General features: G+C 71.3%; 22 protein-coding genes and 1 pseudogene. 2 read left to right on the forward strand and 21 right to left on the reverse strand.

All coding sequences use genetic code 11. From position 1 onward, the window contains the following. Positions 1-60: 60 nt before the first annotated feature. The 18 genes and pseudogenes from EEY80_RS05720 to EEY80_RS05805 all read right to left on the reverse strand — a co-directional run bounded on the left by EEY80_RS05720 (position 61) and on the right by EEY80_RS05805 (position 13,466). Positions 61-702, reverse strand: a complete 642-nt coding sequence (locus EEY80_RS05720; protein WP_126975626.1) for a phage tail tape measure protein — start codon at positions 700-702, stop codon at positions 61-63. Continuing rightward, positions 683-925, reverse strand: coding sequence for a rcc01693 family protein (locus EEY80_RS05725; protein ID WP_126975627.1), 243 nt, complete (start codon positions 923-925; stop codon positions 683-685). Before EEY80_RS05725 ends, EEY80_RS05720 begins: the two co-directional genes overlap by 20 nt. Beyond that, positions 922-1,269 (reverse strand): gene transfer agent family protein, encoded by a 348-nt coding sequence (locus tag EEY80_RS05730; RefSeq protein WP_126975628.1) that lies wholly within the window; start codon positions 1,267-1,269, stop codon positions 922-924. The genes EEY80_RS05725 and EEY80_RS05730 overlap by 4 nt, the downstream gene beginning before the upstream one ends. Before the next feature lie 11 nt (positions 1,270-1,280). Next, the gene (locus tag EEY80_RS05735) at positions 1,281-1,694 is read right to left on the reverse strand and encodes a phage major tail protein, TP901-1 family (RefSeq protein ID WP_126975629.1); all 414 of its coding nucleotides are present in this window, start codon (positions 1,692-1,694) and stop codon (positions 1,281-1,283) included. Positions 1,695-1,804: 110 nt separating this feature from the next. Next, positions 1,805-2,184: pseudogene (gene gp17 / locus EEY80_RS05740) on the reverse strand (tail completion protein gp17). Continuing rightward, positions 2,181-2,519, reverse strand: coding sequence for a head-tail adaptor protein (locus tag EEY80_RS05745; RefSeq protein WP_126975630.1), 339 nt, complete (start codon positions 2,517-2,519; stop codon positions 2,181-2,183). The pseudogene gp17 and the gene EEY80_RS05745 overlap by 4 nt, the downstream one beginning before the upstream one ends. Then, a complete protein-coding gene (locus EEY80_RS05750) occupies positions 2,516-3,145 on the reverse strand; it encodes a head-tail connector protein (protein ID WP_126975631.1) in 630 nt (209 codons plus the stop codon). The genes EEY80_RS05745 and EEY80_RS05750 overlap by 4 nt, the downstream gene beginning before the upstream one ends. Before the next feature lie 64 nt (positions 3,146-3,209). Continuing rightward, positions 3,210-4,412: a phage major capsid protein gene (locus EEY80_RS05755; protein WP_126975632.1), complete on the reverse strand. Its 1,203-nt coding sequence runs from the start codon at positions 4,410-4,412 to the stop codon at positions 3,210-3,212. Positions 4,413-4,439: 27 nt separating this feature from the next. After that, a complete protein-coding gene (locus tag EEY80_RS05760) occupies positions 4,440-5,021 on the reverse strand; it encodes an HK97 family phage prohead protease (protein ID WP_126975633.1) in 582 nt (193 codons plus the stop codon). Positions 5,022-5,031: 10 nt separating this feature from the next. After that, positions 5,032-5,262, reverse strand: a complete 231-nt coding sequence (locus EEY80_RS05765) for a GTA head formation protein, RCAP_rcc01685 family (RefSeq protein WP_126975634.1) — start codon at positions 5,260-5,262, stop codon at positions 5,032-5,034. A 4-nt stretch (positions 5,263-5,266) separates the two neighbouring features. Next, positions 5,267-6,475, reverse strand: coding sequence for a phage portal protein (locus tag EEY80_RS05770; protein WP_407920719.1), 1,209 nt, complete (start codon positions 6,473-6,475; stop codon positions 5,267-5,269). Positions 6,476-6,640: 165 nt separating this feature from the next. Next, positions 6,641-7,984: a DNA-packaging protein gene (locus EEY80_RS05775; protein WP_456236423.1), complete on the reverse strand. Its 1,344-nt coding sequence runs from the start codon at positions 7,982-7,984 to the stop codon at positions 6,641-6,643. Then, positions 7,941-8,258 (reverse strand): hypothetical protein, encoded by a 318-nt coding sequence (locus tag EEY80_RS05780; RefSeq protein ID WP_126975635.1) that lies wholly within the window; start codon positions 8,256-8,258, stop codon positions 7,941-7,943. Before EEY80_RS05780 ends, EEY80_RS05775 begins: the two co-directional genes overlap by 44 nt. A 183-nt stretch (positions 8,259-8,441) precedes the next feature. After that, complete coding sequence (locus EEY80_RS05785) at positions 8,442-9,083, reverse strand: hypothetical protein (protein WP_126975636.1); 642 nt, start codon at positions 9,081-9,083, stop codon at positions 8,442-8,444. Then, the gene (locus tag EEY80_RS05790) at positions 9,083-9,949 is read right to left on the reverse strand and encodes a M91 family zinc metallopeptidase (RefSeq protein ID WP_126975637.1); all 867 of its coding nucleotides are present in this window, start codon (positions 9,947-9,949) and stop codon (positions 9,083-9,085) included. Before EEY80_RS05790 ends, EEY80_RS05785 begins: the two co-directional genes overlap by 1 nt. A gap of 88 nt (positions 9,950-10,037) precedes the next feature. Continuing rightward, a complete protein-coding gene (mltG, locus tag EEY80_RS05795; protein ID WP_126975638.1) occupies positions 10,038-11,216 on the reverse strand; it encodes an endolytic transglycosylase MltG in 1,179 nt (392 codons plus the stop codon). Further along, positions 11,216-12,478 (reverse strand): beta-ketoacyl-ACP synthase II, encoded by a 1,263-nt coding sequence (fabF, locus tag EEY80_RS05800; protein WP_126975639.1) that lies wholly within the window; start codon positions 12,476-12,478, stop codon positions 11,216-11,218. The genes mltG and fabF overlap by 1 nt, the downstream gene beginning before the upstream one ends. A 40-nt stretch (positions 12,479-12,518) precedes the next feature. Beyond that, the gene (locus tag EEY80_RS05805) at positions 12,519-13,466 is read right to left on the reverse strand and encodes an arginase family protein (RefSeq protein ID WP_126975640.1); all 948 of its coding nucleotides are present in this window, start codon (positions 13,464-13,466) and stop codon (positions 12,519-12,521) included. Between the two features lie 220 nt (positions 13,467-13,686). Between EEY80_RS05805 and guaA the strand changes: the two genes are divergently transcribed. Next, on the forward strand, positions 13,687-15,246 hold the full coding sequence (gene guaA / locus EEY80_RS05810) for a glutamine-hydrolyzing GMP synthase (RefSeq protein ID WP_126975641.1): 1,560 nt from the start codon (positions 13,687-13,689) through the stop codon (positions 15,244-15,246). A gap of 90 nt (positions 15,247-15,336) precedes the next feature. Here the strand turns inward: guaA and EEY80_RS05815 are convergent, their stop codons facing one another. After that, positions 15,337-16,284, reverse strand: coding sequence for a LysR family transcriptional regulator (locus EEY80_RS05815; RefSeq protein ID WP_126975642.1), 948 nt, complete (start codon positions 16,282-16,284; stop codon positions 15,337-15,339). An 84-nt stretch (positions 16,285-16,368) separates the two neighbouring features. Between EEY80_RS05815 and EEY80_RS05820 the strand changes: the two genes are divergently transcribed. Beyond that, the gene (locus EEY80_RS05820) at positions 16,369-16,785 is read left to right on the forward strand and encodes a hypothetical protein (protein ID WP_126975643.1); all 417 of its coding nucleotides are present in this window, start codon (positions 16,369-16,371) and stop codon (positions 16,783-16,785) included. A gap of 175 nt (positions 16,786-16,960) precedes the next feature. On the opposite strand, the gene EEY80_RS05825 is transcribed toward EEY80_RS05820, so the two are convergent. Both EEY80_RS05825 and EEY80_RS05830 read right to left on the reverse strand, forming a co-directional pair. After that, positions 16,961-17,776, reverse strand: coding sequence for an NAD-dependent epimerase/dehydratase family protein (locus EEY80_RS05825; RefSeq protein ID WP_126975644.1), 816 nt, complete (start codon positions 17,774-17,776; stop codon positions 16,961-16,963). Then, positions 17,773-18,234, reverse strand: a complete 462-nt coding sequence (locus tag EEY80_RS05830) for a MarR family winged helix-turn-helix transcriptional regulator (RefSeq protein ID WP_205749034.1) — start codon at positions 18,232-18,234, stop codon at positions 17,773-17,775. The genes EEY80_RS05825 and EEY80_RS05830 overlap by 4 nt, the downstream gene beginning before the upstream one ends. Positions 18,235-18,309 lie beyond the last annotated feature (75 nt).

The raw sequence follows: 18,309 nt of genomic DNA on the forward strand, positions 1-18,309 counted from the left end.
TATCCTCAGGGGGGTCCGGGGGGCAGAATGCCCCCCGCCTGCCGCGCGGCGCCCCGGCCGTCAGCGCAGCCGCTCGCCCCGCGCCATCGCCCGCGCCAGCTGCGCCGCGATCTGCCCCTGGCTGCGGCGAAAGCCTGCGACATCGGGCGTCGTCACCTGCATCGTCACGTTGACCGCGCGCCCGCCGCCGCCCGGGCTCGCAACCCCCAGCCGACCGTCCGCCCCCCGCGACAGCGGCAGGATCGCCTCCGGCCCCGCCTCGCCCATCAGCCCGGTGCCCCCGCGCATGGGGAAATAGGTGGGGCGCGCGACGATCCCGCCCTCGGCGAAGGGCATCACCCGGCCCTGGGTGAACCCTGCCCCGTCGGCAAAGGCGAACAGGCCGCCGGTCAGGGCATTCACCCCCTCGGCCAGCGCCGTCCCCGCCGCCTGGGTCACCGGCTTCATCGCGATCGCATAGACGGCATCGGCCATGCTGCGCGCCACCGTCTCCAGCGCGTCGGACAGCTTGATCCCGTCGAAAACCAGCCCGTCGAAGGCCGAGCGCAGCCCCCGCCCGATCCCCGAGGACAAGAGCGACACCTCGCGCGACGTCAGCAGCAGGCTGTCCTGCATCCGCGCCAGTTCCGCCGCGAAGGCCGCAACCATCGTGCCTGCGCCGTCCAGCGCGCGGTCCAGATCGTCAAACTCCTCGCTCGTCATCCGGCCCCTCCCGCTTCGGCAGGCCCGGCCCGTCGGGCCAGAGCCGCGCCAGTTCCTCCAGCCGCGCCCGGGTGAAGGGCGCGGGCCCCGCCTCGGCCCCGGTCATCAGCGCCAGTTCCGCGGGCGTCAGCGCCCAGAACTCGCGCGGCAACAGCCCCAGCCCGCGCATCCCCGCCCGCATCAGCCCGGGCCAGTCCAGCCGCACCGCTGCCGGTCGCGTCATCCGCCCGCCCGCCGGAACACCGGGGCGGGCGCCTGCACCGGCGCGAAGGCGCGCGCCAGCAGTTCCGCCGCCGCCCGCGCCGCGCCGACCGGCCCGCCCGCCACATCCGCCCGCGCCAGGTCGGCCGCCGTCCCCTGCCAGCCGCCGCCGCGCAGGCCCGCCGCCAGCAGGTCCAGCACGTCGCGCGCGGAAAAGCGGTTGCCCTCGAACCGTTCGGCCAGCGCCACCAGCCCCTCGGCCTGCAGCGCCGCCTCCAGTTCCGCCAGCGCCCCCAGCGTCAGCTTGGCCACATGCGCCACGCCATCCACCACCACCTCGACCTCTCCGGCCAGCGGGTTCGCCATCGGCCGCTCCCTCACAGCGCCACGAAGCTCATCTCGCCCGCCGAGGCGAGCGTCAGCTCATAGGTGGCCTCGCCGTTATGGCTGCCGGCATAGTCGATGGCGGTGATGCGGAACGGCCCCTGCACCACGCCGAAATCCGGCACGATCACCTGGAACTGCGGCGCCTCGCCGTCGAAGAAGATCTGCCGCGCCCGCTCGTCGGTCGCCGCGTCGCGGAACACGCCCGAGCCCGAGATCGTCGCCGACTTCACCCCCGCCCCGGCCAGCAGCTCGCGCCAGCCGCCCGCGCTTTCGAGGCTCGTCACCTCGACCGTCTCGGCATTGAAGCTCAGCCGCGTGGCCCTCAGCCCCGCGACCGTCTCGAACTGCCGATCGCCCGTCAGGTCGAGCTTGATCAGCAGATCCTTGCCGTTCTGTACCGCCATCGCCCATCTCCAGTTGCTGGGGGTGCGGACCGGGGGCCAGCCCCCCGGTCCCCCCGGGATATTCGGATCAGTTGCAGGGGGCGCGGGCCTTCCGGACGCCCGGTCCCGTCTCAGTCCTCGATCCGGGCGCGGAAGGTCAGGTCGATGCGCCGCATCCGCCCGTCCTCGACCCGCCGCGCCCGCGCCCGGCGGAACCACAGCCCCGCGATCCGGCCCTCGGCCAGCGCCAGCGGCGCCGACAGCAGCGCGGCCGAGACCGCAGCCGCGACGGCCTTGGCGGCGGCAAAACCCGCCTGATCCGTCACCACGGCCACCGCGAAATCGTGCAGCGCCCCCGCCCCGGTCGCGTCCGAGGCGTCGCGCACCTCCTCCGGCCCGTGGCCGGCCCCGGCGGCGCTGCATCGTGGATGGCCACCCCGGCGAGCCCCGGATCGGTCGTCAGCCGCTGCCAGACGGCCGCCTGCAGCGCCGCCGCGCGCGCATAGCTCATGGCGTCACCTCCTCGCGCGCATGGCAGGTCAGCCAGCGCCCGGCCGCATCCGCCTCGGCCACCGCCAAGATGCGGAACACCCGCACCCCCTCGCGCAGCCGCTGGCCCGGCTTCGGCCGCGAGGCCGCGCCGAAGGGCGCCGCGCGCAGCGTGATCCGCCAGGCGGTCGCGGCGATGGCGGCCGATCCCGTCTCGCGTTCGTCGGCCGTGCCGGGAGTGAAGCCCGCCCAGACCACGCCCAGGGCCAGCCAGACGGTGGCAAAGCCGCCCGCCCCGTCGGCCACCCGCGACGGCTCCTCGAGGATCAGGCGGCGGTTCAGCAGCGGGCGGCTCATCGCCCGCTCTCCCGCCGCGCCCGGGCGGCCGGGCCGCGCCCGCCCAGCACCCGGACCGTGCGCCAGCGTTCGATCAGCGCCGTCACCCCGAAGGGCATCCCGCCGGGGGCATGGCCCGCCTCGTTCCGCGCCTCGTGATACTGCGCCGCCAGCAGCAGCACCGCCTGCCGCAGGTCGGCGGGCAGATCGCCCCAGCCGGGGCCGAAGCCGGCGGTGAAGGCGATCTCGACCCCGCCGCCCAGGGGCACCGCCGGCAGCGCCGCGCCCGCCGCCACCAGCCGCGGCCGGTGACTGTCGCGCACCAGCCGCCACTGCCCCGGATCGGCCGCGGTCGCCCCGCCGCCCGCGTCCAGCAACGTCACCGAGGCCACCGCCGCCACCGGCGCCACCGGCAGCGCCTGTTCGCCCGGATCGCGCCAATCCTCGATCCGCCACAGGAAATCCCGCGCGATCAGCGCCTTGGCCGTCCGCGCCTCGATCGCCGCAAGGGCCGCGCGCGGGTGGCTGTCGAGGATCGCCTCCTGCGCCGCATCGTCGGCAAAGCCGGTCCCCAGCCGCAGATGGTCGCGGAACTCGGCCAGCGGCAGCGCGGCCAGCGGCACCGCCGTCGTCTCTGTCAGGATCATGCCCGCCCCTCCTCGCCCCGAAAGCCGCCGGGCAGGACCATTCCCGCCCGGCACCGTCCCGGCGTCACGCGACGGCGAATTTCAGCAGCCGGATCGCGGCGAAGTCCGACACGTCGCCGCCCACCCGCTTGCTGGCGTAGAACAGCACATGCGGCTTGGCCGAGAACGGGTCGCGCAGCACCCGCAGGTCGGGGCGCTCGGCCACGGTATAGCCGTTGCGGAAATCGCCGAAGGCGATGGCATAGGCATCGGCGGCGATGTCGGGCATGTCCTCGGCCACCAGCACCGGATAGCCCATCAGCCGCGCGGGCTCGCCCGCCGCCAGCCCGTCCGACCACAGGAACCGCCCGTCGGCATCCTTCATCTTCCTGACCGCGCCGGCGGTCTTGGAATTCATCACGAAGGTCGCGTTGGCGCGATATTCCGCATCCAGCGCATAAACCAGATCGACGATCGCGTCGCTGGCATTGGTCTGGGCGAAGTCGCCCGCCGCCCCCGTCGCGACATAGCCGAGCGATCCCCAGCTCCAGCCCGACAGCGCCACCTTCGGATGGGTGAGAAAGCCCTTCGGCTTGTCCAGCCCGTCGCCGCCGATGAAGGCCGCGGCCTCGGCGCGGGCGAACTTGTCCGCGATCCGCCGCGCCAGCCAGTCCTCGATGTCGAAGGCGCTGTCGTCCAGCAGGCGCTGGCTGGCCTTCGGCATCGCCGACAGCTCGTGCAGCGGGATCGAGATGCGGTCGATCTGCGGCGTCGCCGTCTCGGTCAGCGCCGCCGTCTCGCTCGCCCAGCCCGAACCCAGCTCGGAATGATCCACCAGCACGTCGAAGCTGGTGGCCTCCACGTTCACCACGCTCGCGATCTGCCGCAGCGAGGCGGTGGCGCGCAGCACCCCCCGGATCGTGTCCGAGGTCTGGGGGTCCACCAGATAGCCGCCCTCCGCCGCAACGGCGGTGTTCAGCGCCTTGCCCTCGGGCGGCAGATGGCGCAGCCCGGCATCGTCGCCCGACCGCAGATAGGCGGCGAAGGCCTTGCGATGCGGCGGTTCGGCCTCGGCGGCGGCGGCCAGCGCCGGACGCTCCCAGGCGGTGCGGGCGGAAAGGGTCTTGCGGTCCAGCATGGTCAGTCGCTCTTCCTGTTGGGTCAGCCGGGTCTTGATCTCGTCGCGGAAGCCGCCGAAGGCCTCCAGAAAGCCGCTCATCGCATCGCTGGCGGATCGGGCGGCGGACAAGGCTCCGCCGTCCCGGGGCCCGCGTTCGGTCTCGGTCATCTCGTGTCTCCGTTGATGTGTCGGATCTCAGCCGGCCGACAGTTCGGCCCGGGCCCGGTCCAGCGCCGCGGCCAGCCGCGACCAGTCGCCGCCGTCCTCATCTGCCGCCGCGGCCTTCGCCGCCGGCGCCAGCCGCGCGGTGGCCAGCATCGGGAAGGTCACCAGCGACACTTCCCACAGGTCGACGTCCAGAAGCCGCCGCCCGCCCGCGGCCTTGGCCGCGCTGACGGTGCGATAGCCGATCGACAGCCCGTCGATCGCCCCCGCCGCCACCAGCGCCGCCGCCTCGCGCGCCCGCGCCACCTCGGGCAGCAGCCGGCCCTTCACCCACAGCCCGCGCCCGTCCTCGCGCACCTCGTCCCAGATGCCGATGGGCTGGCCGGGGTCGTGCTGCCACAGCATCCTGACCCGCCCGCCCCGCGCCGCCAGCCGCGCCAGCCCGCCCGCATAGGCGCCCGGCTCCACCACGTCGCCGCCCTGGTCAGTCTCGCCGAACAGCGAGGCATAGCCCGCCACCACCGCGCCCTCCTGCAGGGACAGCCCGCCCTCGGGCCGGCAGAACTTCACCTCCAGCCCCGGATAGCCCGGCGCCCCTTCCGTCAGGTCCATCTCGCTCTCCTCATGCCGGCCGCCAGTCGATCAGCGACTGCACCGCCTCGGTCAGGATCACCCCCGCCACGCCGAAGACCGTCATCCACAGCCGCCGCTCCAGCCCCTCGATCAGCGCCTCGATCCGCTCCAGCCGCTTTTCCACCGCGCTGAACTGCAGCGCCATGATCCGCTCGGTCGCCTCGAAGCGTTGTTCATGCACCTCGAAGGGCGCCTTCAGATAGCGCGAGCCGCCCTCCATCCGCTCACTCCCCCTCGGGGCGCGGCGGCAGGCCCAGCAGGCGGCGCTTCTCGGCCTCGGTCAGGAACTCCGCCGCCGCCACCCGCGCCCAATGCGCCTCGCGCTCCACCGCCAGCGCCGGCACCTGGTCGAGGTCGGGGCGCAGCGCCACCTCCGCGCCCAGGAAAGCCGACAGCCACCAGGCCAGCGCCGCCGCCACCCGCGTCGCCAGCGGTAGCACCGTCAGCCGGTAGAAGGCCCGGTTCGCCTCGGCATAGTTGGCATAGGTCGCGTCCCCCGGGATCCCCAGCAGCATCGGCGGCACCCCGAAGGCCAGCGCGATCTCGCGCGCCGCCGCCATCTTCGTCTCGTGGAACTCCATGTCCGAGGGCGAAAATCCCATCGGCTTCCAGTCGAGCCCGCCCTCCAGCAGCATTGGCCGGCCTGCGTTGCGCGCGCCCTGATGATGCGCCTCCATCTCGTTCACCAGCCGGTCGTACTGGTCGGGCGACAGCGCCCCCTGCCCGTCCGAGCCGCGATAGACGATCGCACCCGAGGGCCGCGCCGCATTGTCGAGCAGCGCCTTCGACCAGGCCGAGGCGGCATTGTGCACATCCACCGCCACCGCCGCCGCCTGCAGGGGCGCCAGCCCGTAATGGTCGTCCTGCGGATGGAAACCCTTGATATGGCAGATCGGGTCCGGCGTCCCCGTCATCGCGAAGCGATGCGTCCGCCCGCCTGCGGTATAGTCATAGGCGGCGGGCCAGCCATCGGGCCCGGGGATCAGGCTCACCCGGTCCGAGCGCAGCACATGCAGCTCCTCCGGCAGCAGCCCCGCCGCACCCCCCACCGCCTCGACATAGGCGTTGCCCGACAGCAGCAGCTGCGCCACCAGCGCCTCCAGCAGCTCCGCCCGGCCCTGCGCCGGGTTCGGCCGCTGGATCAGCGCCAGCAGCGGATGCGTCTCATAGCGCCGCGCCGCGTCGGAACAGACCAGCGGCAGCGCCGCCGCCGCCTCCGCCACCAGCTTCACGCAGCGAAAGCCGATAGGATTGCCGGTGAACCCGGCCCGCGTCAGGCTCGCCACGTCGCGCGGCGACCAGACCGCTCGCCCCGGCCCCCCCAGCACCCGCGCCACCACCCGCCCGGTGGCCGAGGCCTTGGCCTCCGGCGCGGGAACCGGCGCGGCGGCGGCCGGCGCCGCCGCATCGCCCCGGCGAAAGAACTGCATCATCCCGATCTCCTCGCGTCTCGTCCGGCATGCCCCGCCGACGGGGCCGCGCCCGGCCCGTCGTCCGGCCCGTCGTCCTGCCCGTCGTCCGGCCCATCTTCTGTTCGGAAATATCCCGGGGTGAATTGGCGCCCCGGCGCCAAGAGGGGCAGCGCCCCTCCCCCGGCCTCACAACCCGCGCACCCGGGGCCGCGTCCAGCCCGCCGCCGGGCCGATCATCAGCTCCTGCGCCGCCCAGACCAGCGCATCCAGCCGGTCGGGGCTGCCGCGCCCCTCATAGCCGCGGACCGACATCCGGCACATCTGGTCCTCCAGCGCGCCCAGCCCCCGCAGGTGATGCGCCCGCCCCTGTTCGTACAGCGCCGCCACCGGCTCAGCCCGCGCGGCCTTGCCCCGGCTCGCCCGCACCTGCCGCACCGGCGCCAGCGGATCGACCTGCCGGATCACCTCGGCCACCAGATCGCCGCCCTGGTTGACCTCGGCCACCAGCCGGTCGGCCCCGTGCCGCGCCATCGCCGCCAGCGCCGCCTCGGCCCATTGCCGGGGCGAGGCGGCGGCGAGGCTGCAATCCTCCAGCACCCACAGCCGCCACTGGCCGGGATCGCCCCGCATCTCGACCCCCGCCACCACGATCCCGCAGGCATCCGACCCGGCATGGCCCGTCACCGGCGGATCGACCGCCACCACCACCCGGTCCAGCGCCGGCGGCGCCGCGCGCCGACAGGCCTCGATCGTGGCCGTGGTCCAGAGCGCCCCCTCGACCTCCTCCAGCAGGATCCCCTCCAGCTCCTGCCGCCCCAGCCGGGTGCCGGCATAGCGCGCCTGCACCTCCTGCAGGAAACTCGACGCCAGATAGGCCCGGTTCGCCTCGGTCGGCGCATGGGTCGTCACCGTGGACGGGTTGGCGAGGATCGCCTTCAGCACCCCCACATTGCGCGGCGTCGTCGTCACCACCTGCCGCGGATGCTCGCCCAGCCGCAGCGCGAATTGCAGCATGTCCCAGACCTCGCCGCCCTTCTTCCACTTCGCCAGCTCGTCGGCCCAGGCCGCGTCGAACTGCGGCCCGCGCAGCGCCTCGGGCTCCTGTGCCGAATAGGCGGTCGCCGTCGCGCCGTTGGGCCAGACCAGCCGCCGCCGCCCCGCCTCCCAGTCCGGGCGACGGTCGGGGGGCGAACAGGCGAGGATGCCGCTCTCGCCGAAGATCATCACCTCGCGCACCTGATCGTGGGTCTCGCCCACCAGCGCCACGCGCCGCGCCCGCCCCGGATCGTCCGGCCGCGCGCCCTCGACCTGCGCGCGTACCCATTCCGCCCCGGCCCGGGTCTTGCCCGCCCCGCGCCCGCCCATGATCGCCCATGTGGTCCAGGCCCCGTCCGGGGGCAGCTGATGCGGCAGGGCCCAGAACTCGAAAATCCACGGCAGCGCCAGCAGCGCCCCCTCGCTCAATCCCCCGAGAAAGCCGTCGATCTCAGCCTGCGTCGCGCAGGCAAGCCAGGCGGCGCCCGATCTCAGCCCGGGCCGCGTCGAAATCGAGTCCGGCGGCTCCGACAGCCCCGGCAGCCTGCTTGCGGAGTTTTTCAACGCGGTTCCTTTCGTCGATATACAGCTGCAGCGCCGCCCGCAGCGTCTTGACCTGGTGTTCCTGGTCGCGGATCTGCGGGAACTCGCCCCGCTTCACCGCCTGCACCGTCAGGGCGATCCCCTGCGCGGCCTCCAGCAGCCAGTCCTCGGCCACGGCCAGCACGGCCTCCGGCGGGTCGTCCCCGGGGGTTATGTTCAGCGTCATCTGTCTGTGGTCGCTCCCTCATGCCCGCCGCACGAGCCCGAAACGGAAAAGCGGCCCCGGGTCGCCCCGTGCCGCTTGCCCACCTGTTCCAGCTTGCCTGAAGTCCTACATCGGACCGGGCGCAGAGTCAATAGAAAAATGTAGGCACGTCAAAGGCTTGCCGAACGCCCCTTTAATCTTTCGTCAAGGTTTGCGCATCGGCAGCCGCAGCGCCGCGGGCGCGGTGGATACCAGCCTCTGCCGCGGCAGCGCCCAGCCCAGCGGCAGCGAATAGACCAGATCCGCGCCCTCGCCCAGGGCCTTGGCCGGGGTGCCCGCCTCCACCTCGGCATAGCCCAGCGTCAGCGTCACCGCCGTCACCTCCTCCGCCGGCGGCAGCGGCGGCGCCTGATCGTAGGGCAGCATCTGGTCCAGCGGCAGCGGCAGCAGCACCGTCCCCTCCAGCGCCGATTGCGGCGGCAGGAGGCGCGCATAGGGCAGGTCCGGGCTTTCCACCCGCCGGTCCGACGGCACCGGCGGCACGGTCTTGGCCACCCGGTAGCTGCCGTCCCGGTCCAGCCAGCGCCAGGCATGGTCCGGATCGACCGTCCGCGCCCCGGTGACCGCCGTGTGATACAGCCGGTCGAAGACCAGCAACTGCGCCGCGCCGTCGTTGCGCAGCCGGTAGCGGCCCTGCAGGAACCCCTTGCCCGGCGTCCAGGTCACTTCCAGCACGACATCGCCTTCCTTCAGCGCACCCGCCACCGCGATCTCCTCTGTCCGTCCCGGCCCCGTCAGCGACAGGGCCAGCATCAGTCCGGCGGCAAGGCGGCGCAGCCGGCGCATCAGTAATAGGTCCGCGCCGGCTCGCCCAGCTCGTCGCGCATCTTGTTCTCGGTATGGTCGTTGTTCTCATAGGGCGGCAGCCCCACCGCCGCCAGTTCGTCGTTCAGCGTGCCGCCGGTGGCGTCGTTGCTCCAGCTGCCGTCCTGCGCCTGTTCGCAATGCACCAGTTCATGCCCCAGCGCCACCGCCGGCGGCCGGGTCATCCACGGCTCCGACCCGTCACCGATCTGGGTCCGGTTCGGGTTGTAGCTCAGCGTGCTGCCCGATCCGGTGCCGTTCGACCCGTCCGCCTGCTTCCAGCCCTGCGGCCCGACGCCCGAAACCTCGTTGCCGCCCGTGGTCTCGACGATCTTCACCGGCCCGCGCCCCGGCCCGTTCAGCGTGTCGATCAGGTCCCGCCCGGTCGGCGTGGCATAGAGCTTGGCCATGTCGTTGACCACCGCCGCCTGAAATTCGGGGGTGCCCTCGACGGTGATGTTCGGGCCGATCTGCGTCACCACGCTGCCATCGGGCAGAACGGCCACCTGCACCGGCAGCCCGCCGATGGCCACCACCGCCGGCATCGGCGCCATCCCGATCAGCACGTTGACGCAGCAGGGCGGCAGCAGCGCCCCGCCCTTCGCCGTGGGCGCCGTCATGAAGGTGGCGGGCAGGCCCCCGATCAGCACGACCGGCGAGCCCAGGACGATCGCATCCACCGGCACCGGCACCGGCGCCACGCAGGCGCAAAGATCCGTCTGCCGCGCCGCGGGCATGCCGCCCACCAGCACGTTCAGCGCGCAGATGCCGACAATGGGCAGCGGCGCGCCGGCGCACATCGGGCAGGTATGCATGTCGCCCATGCGGGCCGCGGGCAATCCGGGCATCTGAAACCGGCCAAAATTCAATGGCTGCACGCTAGTGCCGCCCGCGCCCGTAAGTCAACGCCCGCCGCGTCCGCGATCCGGCACGGGGTCAGTTGCCCTGCACGCCGCCCTCGTCCGCCTGCCCGCGTTCCGCCTCGATCGCGCGCCAGCGGGCGACGTTCTCGTTGTGCTCGGCCAGCGTCCGGGCAAAGGCATGGCCACCCGACCCGTCGGCCACGAAGAACAGATAGTCCGAACGGTCCGGGTTCAGCGCCGCCGCGATGCTGTCGCGCCCCGGATTGGCGATGGGCGTCGGCGGCAGCCCGTCGATGACATAGGTGTTCCACGGCGTCTCGCGGCGCAACTCGCTCTGCCGCAGGCCACGGCCGAGCGGCGCCTTGCCCTCGGTCACGCCATAGATCACCGCAGGGTCGGTCTGCAGCCGCATCCCCTGCTGCAGGCGGTTGACGAAGACCGCCGCCACCTGCCCGCGCTCGTCCGGCACGCCCGTCTCCTTCTCGACCAGCGAAGCCATGACCAGCGCCTCTTCCGGCGTCTCGTAGGGCAGGCCATTGGCGCGCCCGGTCCACAGTTCCGCCAGGGTGGCCTCCTGCCGGCGCCGCATCTCGGCCAGCAGCGTGTCGCGCCCGGTGCCGCGCGTCACCTCATAGCTGTCGGGCGCCAGCATCCCCTCGGGCGGCACCTCGGCCACCTCGCCCGACAGAAATTCTGCCCGCTTCAGCGCCTCGGCCACCTGCCAGCTGGTCGCGCCCTCGGCCAGCGTCACCCGGAACCGCACGTCATCGGTCTCGGCCACGTCCAGATAGCCCTGCGGCGCGGCCTCGGTCGCGGGGTCGAACTTCACCACCTCGACATAGCGGTTGGTCGCGGGATCGAGCTCGCGCACCACCATCTCGGCCAGCACCACGCCGATGCGATAGTTGATCTCGGTGCCGCAGGTCGATTGCCCGCCCCGTGTCACGATGTCCACGATCTCGGTCATCGTCGCCCCGGCGGGGATCAGATAGCTGCCGAATTTCAGCTGGCTGGCCCGGCCGGTATAGTCGGCCCCGACCCGGAAGATATAGCCCGACGAGATCGCGCCCTGCTCCTCCAGCCGGTCCGAGACGCGGCGCAGGCTGGATCCCTGATCCACCCGCAGGCAGATCGCCTGCGACAGCGGCCCCTGCCCGGTGAATTCCCGCTTGCCCCAGGCGATGACGCCCGCCACCGCGATCAGCAGCACGATGGCCAGCGTCAGGAAGTTCGAGGCGATGGAGCGCCACATCAGGCCGACACCTTGCCGAGCACCAGCGAGGCATTGGTCCCGCCGAAGCCGAAGCTGTTGGACAGCGCCACGTCGATCTTGCGATGCACCGCCGTGTTCGGGGCGAGGTCGAGCCTCGGTTCCACCGCCGGATTGTCGAGGTTGATCGTCGGCGGCGCGACCTGGTCGCGGATGGCGAGGATGCAGAAGATCGCCTCCACCGCCCCGGCCGCGCCCAGCAGATGCCCGATGGCGGATTTGGTCGAGGACATGGTCGCGCTCGCCGCGGCATTGCCCATCAGCCGCTCGACCGCGCCCAGCTCGATCGTGTCGGCCATGGTCGAGGTGCCATGCGCGTTGATATAGTCGATATCCGACGGCTGCAGCCCGGCCCGGGCCAGCGCCGCCTGCATGCTGCGGAACCCGCCCTCGCCATCCTCGCTGGGCGCGGTGATGTGATAGGCGTCGCCCGACAGGCCGTAGCCCAGCACCTCGGCATAGATCTTCGCGCCGCGCGCCTTCGCGTGCTCGTATTCCTCCAGCACCACGACCCCCGCGCCCTCGCCCATCACGAACCCGTCGCGGTCGGCGTCATAGGGGCGGCTGGCCTTCTGCGGCTCGTCCGCGCGCTTGGTGGACAGCGCCTTGCAGGCATTGAACCCCGCCACGCCGATTTCCGAGATCGGGCTTTCGGTGCCGCCGGCCACCATCACATCGGCATCGCCGAAACCGATCAGCCGCGCCGCATCGCCGATGGCATGGGCGCCGGTCGAACAGGCGGTGACCACCGCATGGTTCGGCCCCTTGAAGCCGTATTTGATGCTGACCTGGCCCGAAACGAGGTTGATCAGCGCACCCGGAATGAAGAAGGGCGAGACGCGTTTCGGCCCCTTCTCCTTGATCAGCAGCGCCGTCTCGGCGATCGAGGTCAGCCCGCCGATCCCCGACCCGATCATCACGCCGGTGCGCCGCCGATCCTCCTCGGTCGCGGGCACCCAGCCCGAATCCGTCACCGCCTGCGTCGCCGCCGCGATCCCGTACAGGATGAAGTCGTCCACCTTGCGGCGGTCCTTCGGCTCCATCCAGTCGTCGGGGTTGAAGGTCCCGTCCATGCCGTCGCCGAACGGGATCTCGCAGGCGTATTTCGTGACCACGTTCGTGGCATCGAAGCGCGTGATCGGCCCCGCCCCGGACTGCCCGGCGATCAGCCGCTTCCAGGTTTCCTCGACCCCAGAGGCCAGCGGCGTGACCATGCCCAAGCCCGTGACGACCACCCGACGCATGCGGCTTCTCCGTATATATCCTGCCTCTGGCGCCCTGATACTAGGCTTGCCCCTGCCGCGCAACAATGCCCAGGACCGTGGCCAGCAGTTGCGCGGCGGTCAGCGCGCCCTGCCCGTCGATGTCGCGGGCCGGCATGAATTCCACCATGTCGAAGGCCACGATGCGGCCGCGCGCCGCGGCGCCCGCGACCAGATCGACCACGTCCCAATAGCCCAGCCCCCCGGCGGTGCGGCCGATGACGGCGGGCATGATCGCGGGATCGAGCGCGTCGCAATCGAGGCAGACCGCGATCTCCGCCCCTTCGGGGATCGCGGCCAGCGCGCGGGCGATGCCGTCCCGCACCACCGCGCGCGCCGGCACGAAGGTGACGCCCCAGTCCTCGGCATCCTTGCGGTCGCCCGGCCGGGCCGAGCCGATGCCGCGCTGGCCCACCTGCACGATGCCGCGCACATGCGGCAGTTCCGAGGCGCGGCGCATGGTCGAGGACAGGCCCAGCCTCTCGCCCTCCACCGCGTCGCGCCAGTCCACATGCGCGTCGATCTGCAGGATCCAGATCTCGCGCCCCGTCAGCGCCTCGAGCATCGGCAGCGGCACGGAATCGTCGCCGCCCAGCAGGACGGGCACCCCGCCCCGCGCCAGCACCGCCGCCACCGCGTCGCGGATGCGGGCGCGGTTAGCCTCGCCCTCGCCATCCACCTGCGGCAGGTCGCCCAGGTCGGTGACGCGGGCGCCTGCGGGCAGCACCGGCCCGCCGAGGTCGAAATTCTCGTGCCCGAGGCTGGCCGCATAGGCCGCGCCCCCGGCCCGGATCGCCGCGGGGCCGTCCATGCAATAGGCGCCGACGCTGGCATAGCTGGTGCAGGCCCCGGCGCCGATCAGCGCGACGCCGCCCGCGAAGCCGTCGAGATCGCCCTGCGGCAGGCCCATGAAGCCGCCGCCCGCCCTCGCCCCGAACATCCGCCCCAGATCGGGTCCCCTACCGGCCATCCTGCCCTCCATCCGTCATCCGGCGGCAGGATGGGGGCGGCGGGGCGGAAATGTCTAGCCGGGCGAGCGGCGGGCGAGCGCGGCGGGGGCCGTCTGCCCCCCTCTTGGCCTTGCGGCCAATTCACCCCCCGAGGATATTTTCGAACAGAAGATGGGCAGGCGGCGCGGCGGCGGCGGGGCCGCCCTTGCGCGGGCGGCGGCGAGGCATTATCGGCTTGCCATGACCCAGCACCAGCGCCTCCTCATCGTCGATTTCGGCTCTCAGGTCACCCAGCTCATCGCGCGGCGGCTGCGCGAGCTGAACGTGTTCTGCGAGATCCGGCCCTTCAACAAGGTGACCGATGCCGCCCTCCGGGCGGACCCGCCGCGCGCGGTGATCCTGTCGGGCGGGCCCGCCTCGGTGACCGAGGCGGACAGCCCCCGCGCCCCCCAGGCGGTGTTCGAGATCGGGGTGCCGGTGCTCGGCATCTGCTATGGCCAGCAGACGATGATGCAACAGCTGGGCGGTCACGTCGAAAGCGGCCATCACCGCGAATTCGGCCGCGCCTTCGTGCAGCCGGCCGAGGGCCATCGCCGCGAGGGCCTGTTCCGGGGCCTGTTCGAGACCGGCCGCGAAGAGGTCTGGATGAGCCATGGCGACCGCGTCACCCGGCTCGCCCCCGGCTTCGAGGTGATCGGCACCTCGGCCAACGCGCCCTTCGCCATCGTCGGCGATGCCGCGCGCCACTTCTATGCAGTGCAGTTCCACCCCGAGGTGCATCACACCCCGAACGGCCGTATCCTGCTGGAGAATTTCGTGCGCCTCGCGGGCTTCGCCGGCGACTGGACCATGGCCTCCTACCGCGACGAGGCGGTGGCGAAGATCCGGGCGCAGGTGGGCGACCGCAGGGTGATCTGCGGCCTGTCGGGCGGCGTCGATTCCTCGGTCGCGGCGGTACTGATCCACGAGGCGATCGGCGACCAGCTGACCTGCGTCTTCGTCGATCACGGCCTGCTGCGGCTGAACGAGGCGGAAGAGGTCGTGACGATGTTCCGCGACCACTACAACATCCCGCTGATCCATGCCGATGAAAGCGAGCTGTTCCTCGGCGCGCTGGAAGGCGTGTCGGACCCCGAGGTCAAGCGCAAGACCATCGGCCGGCTGTTCATCGACGTCTTCCAGCGCGAGGCCGCCCGGATCGAGGGCGCCGAATTCCTCGCCCAGGGCACGCTCTATCCCGACGTGATCGAAAGCGTCAGCTTCTCGGGCGGGCCCTCGGTCACGATCAAGAGCCATCACAATGTCGGCGGCCTGCCGGAAAAGATGGGGCTGAAGCTGGTGGAGCCGCTGCGCGAGCTGTTCAAGGACGAGGTGCGCGCGCTCGGCCGGGAACTGGGCCTGCCCGACAGCTTCATCGGCCGCCACCCCTTCCCCGGCCCCGGGCTCGCCATCCGCTGCCCCGGCGAGATCACCCGCGAAAAGCTGGAGATCCTGCGCCGCGCCGATGCCGTCTATATCGACCAGATCCGCAAGCACGGCCTCTATGACGAGATCTGGCAGGCCTTCGTGGCGATCCTGCCCGTCCGCACCGTGGGCGTGATGGGCGACGGGCGCACCTATGACTTCGCCTGTTCGCTGCGCGCGGTGACCAGCGTCGACGGGATGACCGCCGACTACTATCCCTTCACCCACGACTTCCTGGGCGAGACCGCGACCCGCATCATCAACGAGGTGCGCGGCATCAACCGGGTGATGTACGACATCACCTCGAAGCCGCCGGGCACGATCGAGATGGAATGATTTTGGCCGATCCGGCAGTTCGGTCAGCCCGAGCCGTGTGCCGACATTGCCAGCTATAGGGCCGGGACAGTCACGCACGCCGCTGACGCTTCAGGAACCCTCGTCGTCCGCGTAACGCCATTCGCGGGCCGCCTCCTCCAATCCTCGCAGCAGCGACCGGATCCGCGCGGGGGTATGCTGTCGTTCCAGACGAACCGCATGGATCGCCGTCTCGCCAACGCGCCACGCGCGCAACAGCTCGACCACGCGTCCCTCGCGCAGCGGCCCCAGCCCAATCCAAGCCGGCACCCAGGCCAGCCCGAGGCCCAGCCGCATCATCGCCCAGATCGCGCTCAGATCCTCGACGACGATGCGCGGGCGGGGCAGCAATTGCACCGGCGCGCCGTCGGCCGGATTCACGAATTGCCATGCCTGCAAACGACCGGATCCGGGGTCGCGATACCCGATCTGATGATGCGCGGCCAGGTCGGCCGGCGATCCCGGCGCGCCCATCAGTTCCACATAACGCGGTGTCGCGCACAGCACCCAGGGGAAGCTGCTCAGCCGCGTCGCGATCAGGTTCGGCTGACCTGCGAGCGAGCCGAGGCGGATCGCGATGTCGATCCCCTCCGCGGCAAGGTCGAGCGTGCCGTTGTCGACCTTGAGTTCAAGCTCGATGTCCGGGTTCGCCCGCAGCAGCGCCGGGATCTGCGGCGCCAGCCTGGCGCGGATCAGGGGCGCGGGCGCGCTGAGCCGGATGCGCCCGCCCGCGCCGCTCGCGGAGGCGTGGTCCAGCACCGCCTCAAGCCGCTCCGCTTCCCGAAGAAGCTCCCGTGCGCCCTCCAGCAGTCGCTCGCCTTCCGGCGTCAGCGAAATCGCATGCGTGGTGCGGTTGAGAAGGCGTATGCCCTGCGCCTGCTCGAAGCGCGAGACGGCTTTAGACATGGCAGAGGTCGTCGTGCCGGCGCGCCGCGCGGCCTCGGCGAATGATCCCGCGTCGGCCACGCGCGCAAAGTGCAGCAGGTTGATCAGTCGCTGGAAATTCGGCGGTGTGGACACGATGGCAACACAGTCCTGCTTGAGCTCTGGCTACCACTATCCGCAAACCGCATGATATTCCACAGCGGCAACAAGGAGCATGACATGCCGCAAGGACTTGAACTCGATGACACCGCGCTGGACGAGGCGGAACAGGCGATCGGCGACGGGCCGGTCGTCATGGTCAATCTCCTGCGCTTCCGGGATGTGCCCGATTATCCTGCCGGATTTGCCGACGCCAAGGAGAGCGCGCAGAGCGGCTATTACGAGGGCTATGTCGGCGGCTTTCGCAAGACCTGCGAGGAACTTGGCATAACGCCGCAGCTCCTCTTCGCCGGCCCGCGCGTTCACAGCCTGCTTGCCGGTCCCGACGACAACTGGGACGAGATCGCCGTTGTCCGCTACGAGCGGTTCGGCGATCTCAGGAAGATCCTGGAAAGCAGCACCTACGCCCGTCTGGCCAAGCCGCACCGGTTTGCCGTTCTCGCTGACTGGCGCTTCATCGCCACGCGGGCCCGCTGAAACGGCATTGGCCGTGTTTCGAAACGGGTGCCGCGAGTCGTGGCGCCCTCGCACTCGGGCGGGAACGCCAACTCCCGTCTGTCCCCACCCGCATCGCCGACCATTCGGCGGGCGGGTTTACCGCGGACCGCGTCGGGGCCTGTCCTGACGGAGGCCCGCCATGCCTCGCGCCGGATTACATCAACCCCTCCTCCGCCGCCTGATGGACGGTCCGCACGACGGGCCGGAAACCCAGACTGCGGGCCAGCGAGACGTCCATATGCAGGCGCCACGGATCCTCGAGCGGGGCGGAGGATGCGTCCATCGTGCCACCGACCAGACCGACCAGTTCGTAGATCGACGTCGGTGCCTCATCGGCGATGTTGACGATCCGTCCGTCCATCGCGCCTGTCAGCGCCAGGGTCATGGCGGTGGCGATATCGCGATGATGGACCAGGCTCATCCGCTGCGCGGGATGCATCTTGAAGCCGGTCGCTAGGCGCGGCAGGTCTTCCAGATGCCCGTCCTTGTCGCCGTAGACGAAGCCGAACCTCTGGATGTTCCACCTCAGCCCGCTGTCGCGCAGCGCCTTCTCGGCGGCCAGCTTGCTGGCGGGATAGGCCTGCTGCGGATCGGCGGCATCGTCCTCGCGCCCCGGATGGGGGCTGGTGGCGTCGTAGATATTGGATGTGCTCGACAGGATGAAGCGCGCTTGGGGTGCCCGCGCCCTTGCCGCGGCAATGAGGTTGCGCGTTCCGTCGAGGTTGCTCTTCCAGATCAGGTCGGTGTCCGGCGTCCGGAACACCGCTGCGAGATGGATGATGGCCGATACGCCCTCCATTGCCGCATGGAGCGAGTCGGGATCGAAGAGATCCGCCTCGACCGTGCTGACGCCGGCCGGCGCCTCTTTCCCGCCCCGCATCAGAGCGCGGCAATCTGCACCCGCCCGGACCAAGCGCGGAAGGAGACGGGTTCCGACGAGACCGGCTGCACCGGTGACGAGGACGGTCATGGGTATGTTCCTTTCTGGAGAAGGGTTTCGAGCCTCTGCGTCGCGGTCTGGAGAACCTCGATTGCCGTGGCGATCCGGGCGTCGTCGATGCCGTCAAAGGCCGCCGCGCGGATGAAGGTCAGATCGGGCAACTCACCCCAGAGCTTCGCGCCCGCGGCTGTCAGGCGCAGCAGCTTCTGCCGCTGGTCGGCCTGGTCGGTCTCTTGCTCCACGAGGCCCTTGCGCAGGAGCGTGGCGACGATGCCGGTCATTGTTGCCCGCTCGATCGCCAGCAGCCGCACGAGATCGCGCTGCAGGGTCGGGCCCTCGGTTGCAAGCTGGTACAGCACGTACCACTGGACCGACCCGAGATCGTAAGGGCGCAGGACGGTATCCATGACCGCCCGGCCGGCAAAGTAGCAGCGTTTGGCCCATGCTCCCACGAGCGCGCGGCCAGAGTCTTCCGGAACGTCGGCCACTGTGGCGCCTTTCTGTTTGTTTGGTAGCTAGCAAATACGCTAGGCACCAAACAAATGTCAATGGCGCGATGTTCG

Origin of the sequence: Frigidibacter oleivorans, assembly GCF_003993775.1 — a bacterium.
In the GTDB taxonomy this organism is placed as follows: domain Bacteria; phylum Pseudomonadota; class Alphaproteobacteria; order Rhodobacterales; family Rhodobacteraceae; genus Frigidibacter; species Frigidibacter oleivorans.

What these genes read in the sequence shown, in the direction of transcription:
- mltG (WP_126975638.1), bottom strand. Translation starts at nt 11,216, where the DNA reads ATGTGGCGCTCCATCGCCTCGAACTTCCTGACGCTGGCCATCGTGCTG.
- EEY80_RS05750 (WP_126975631.1), bottom strand. Translation starts at nt 3,145, where the DNA reads ATGATCCTGACAGAGACGACGGCGGTGCCGCTGGCCGCGCTGCCGCTG.
- EEY80_RS05770 (WP_407920719.1), bottom strand. Translation starts at nt 6,475, where the DNA reads ATGATGCAGTTCTTTCGCCGGGGCGATGCGGCGGCGCCGGCCGCCGCC.
- EEY80_RS05720 (WP_126975626.1), bottom strand. Translation starts at nt 702, where the DNA reads ATGACGAGCGAGGAGTTTGACGATCTGGACCGCGCGCTGGACGGCGCA.
- EEY80_RS05805 (WP_126975640.1), bottom strand. Translation starts at nt 13,466, where the DNA reads ATGGCCGGTAGGGGACCCGATCTGGGGCGGATGTTCGGGGCGAGGGCG.
- EEY80_RS05765 (WP_126975634.1), bottom strand. Translation starts at nt 5,262, where the DNA reads ATGGAGGGCGGCTCGCGCTATCTGAAGGCGCCCTTCGAGGTGCATGAA.
- EEY80_RS05820 (WP_126975643.1), top strand. Translation starts at nt 16,369, where the DNA reads ATGCCGCAAGGACTTGAACTCGATGACACCGCGCTGGACGAGGCGGAA.
- fabF (WP_126975639.1), bottom strand. Translation starts at nt 12,478, where the DNA reads ATGCGTCGGGTGGTCGTCACGGGCTTGGGCATGGTCACGCCGCTGGCC.
- EEY80_RS05725 (WP_126975627.1), bottom strand. Translation starts at nt 925, where the DNA reads ATGACGCGACCGGCAGCGGTGCGGCTGGACTGGCCCGGGCTGATGCGG.
- EEY80_RS05745 (WP_126975630.1), bottom strand. Translation starts at nt 2,519, where the DNA reads ATGAGCCGCCCGCTGCTGAACCGCCGCCTGATCCTCGAGGAGCCGTCG.
- EEY80_RS05760 (WP_126975633.1), bottom strand. Translation starts at nt 5,021, where the DNA reads ATGGACCTGACGGAAGGGGCGCCGGGCTATCCGGGGCTGGAGGTGAAG.
- EEY80_RS05730 (WP_126975628.1), bottom strand. Translation starts at nt 1,269, where the DNA reads ATGGCGAACCCGCTGGCCGGAGAGGTCGAGGTGGTGGTGGATGGCGTG.
- EEY80_RS05790 (WP_126975637.1), bottom strand. Translation starts at nt 9,949, where the DNA reads ATGCCCGGATTGCCCGCGGCCCGCATGGGCGACATGCATACCTGCCCG.
- EEY80_RS05785 (WP_126975636.1), bottom strand. Translation starts at nt 9,083, where the DNA reads ATGCGCCGGCTGCGCCGCCTTGCCGCCGGACTGATGCTGGCCCTGTCG.
- EEY80_RS05780 (WP_126975635.1), bottom strand. Translation starts at nt 8,258, where the DNA reads ATGACGCTGAACATAACCCCCGGGGACGACCCGCCGGAGGCCGTGCTG.
- EEY80_RS05755 (WP_126975632.1), bottom strand. Translation starts at nt 4,412, where the DNA reads ATGACCGAGACCGAACGCGGGCCCCGGGACGGCGGAGCCTTGTCCGCC.
- EEY80_RS05735 (WP_126975629.1), bottom strand. Translation starts at nt 1,694, where the DNA reads ATGGCGGTACAGAACGGCAAGGATCTGCTGATCAAGCTCGACCTGACG.
- EEY80_RS05825 (WP_126975644.1), bottom strand. Translation starts at nt 17,776, where the DNA reads ATGACCGTCCTCGTCACCGGTGCAGCCGGTCTCGTCGGAACCCGTCTC.
- guaA (WP_126975641.1), top strand. Translation starts at nt 13,687, where the DNA reads ATGACCCAGCACCAGCGCCTCCTCATCGTCGATTTCGGCTCTCAGGTC.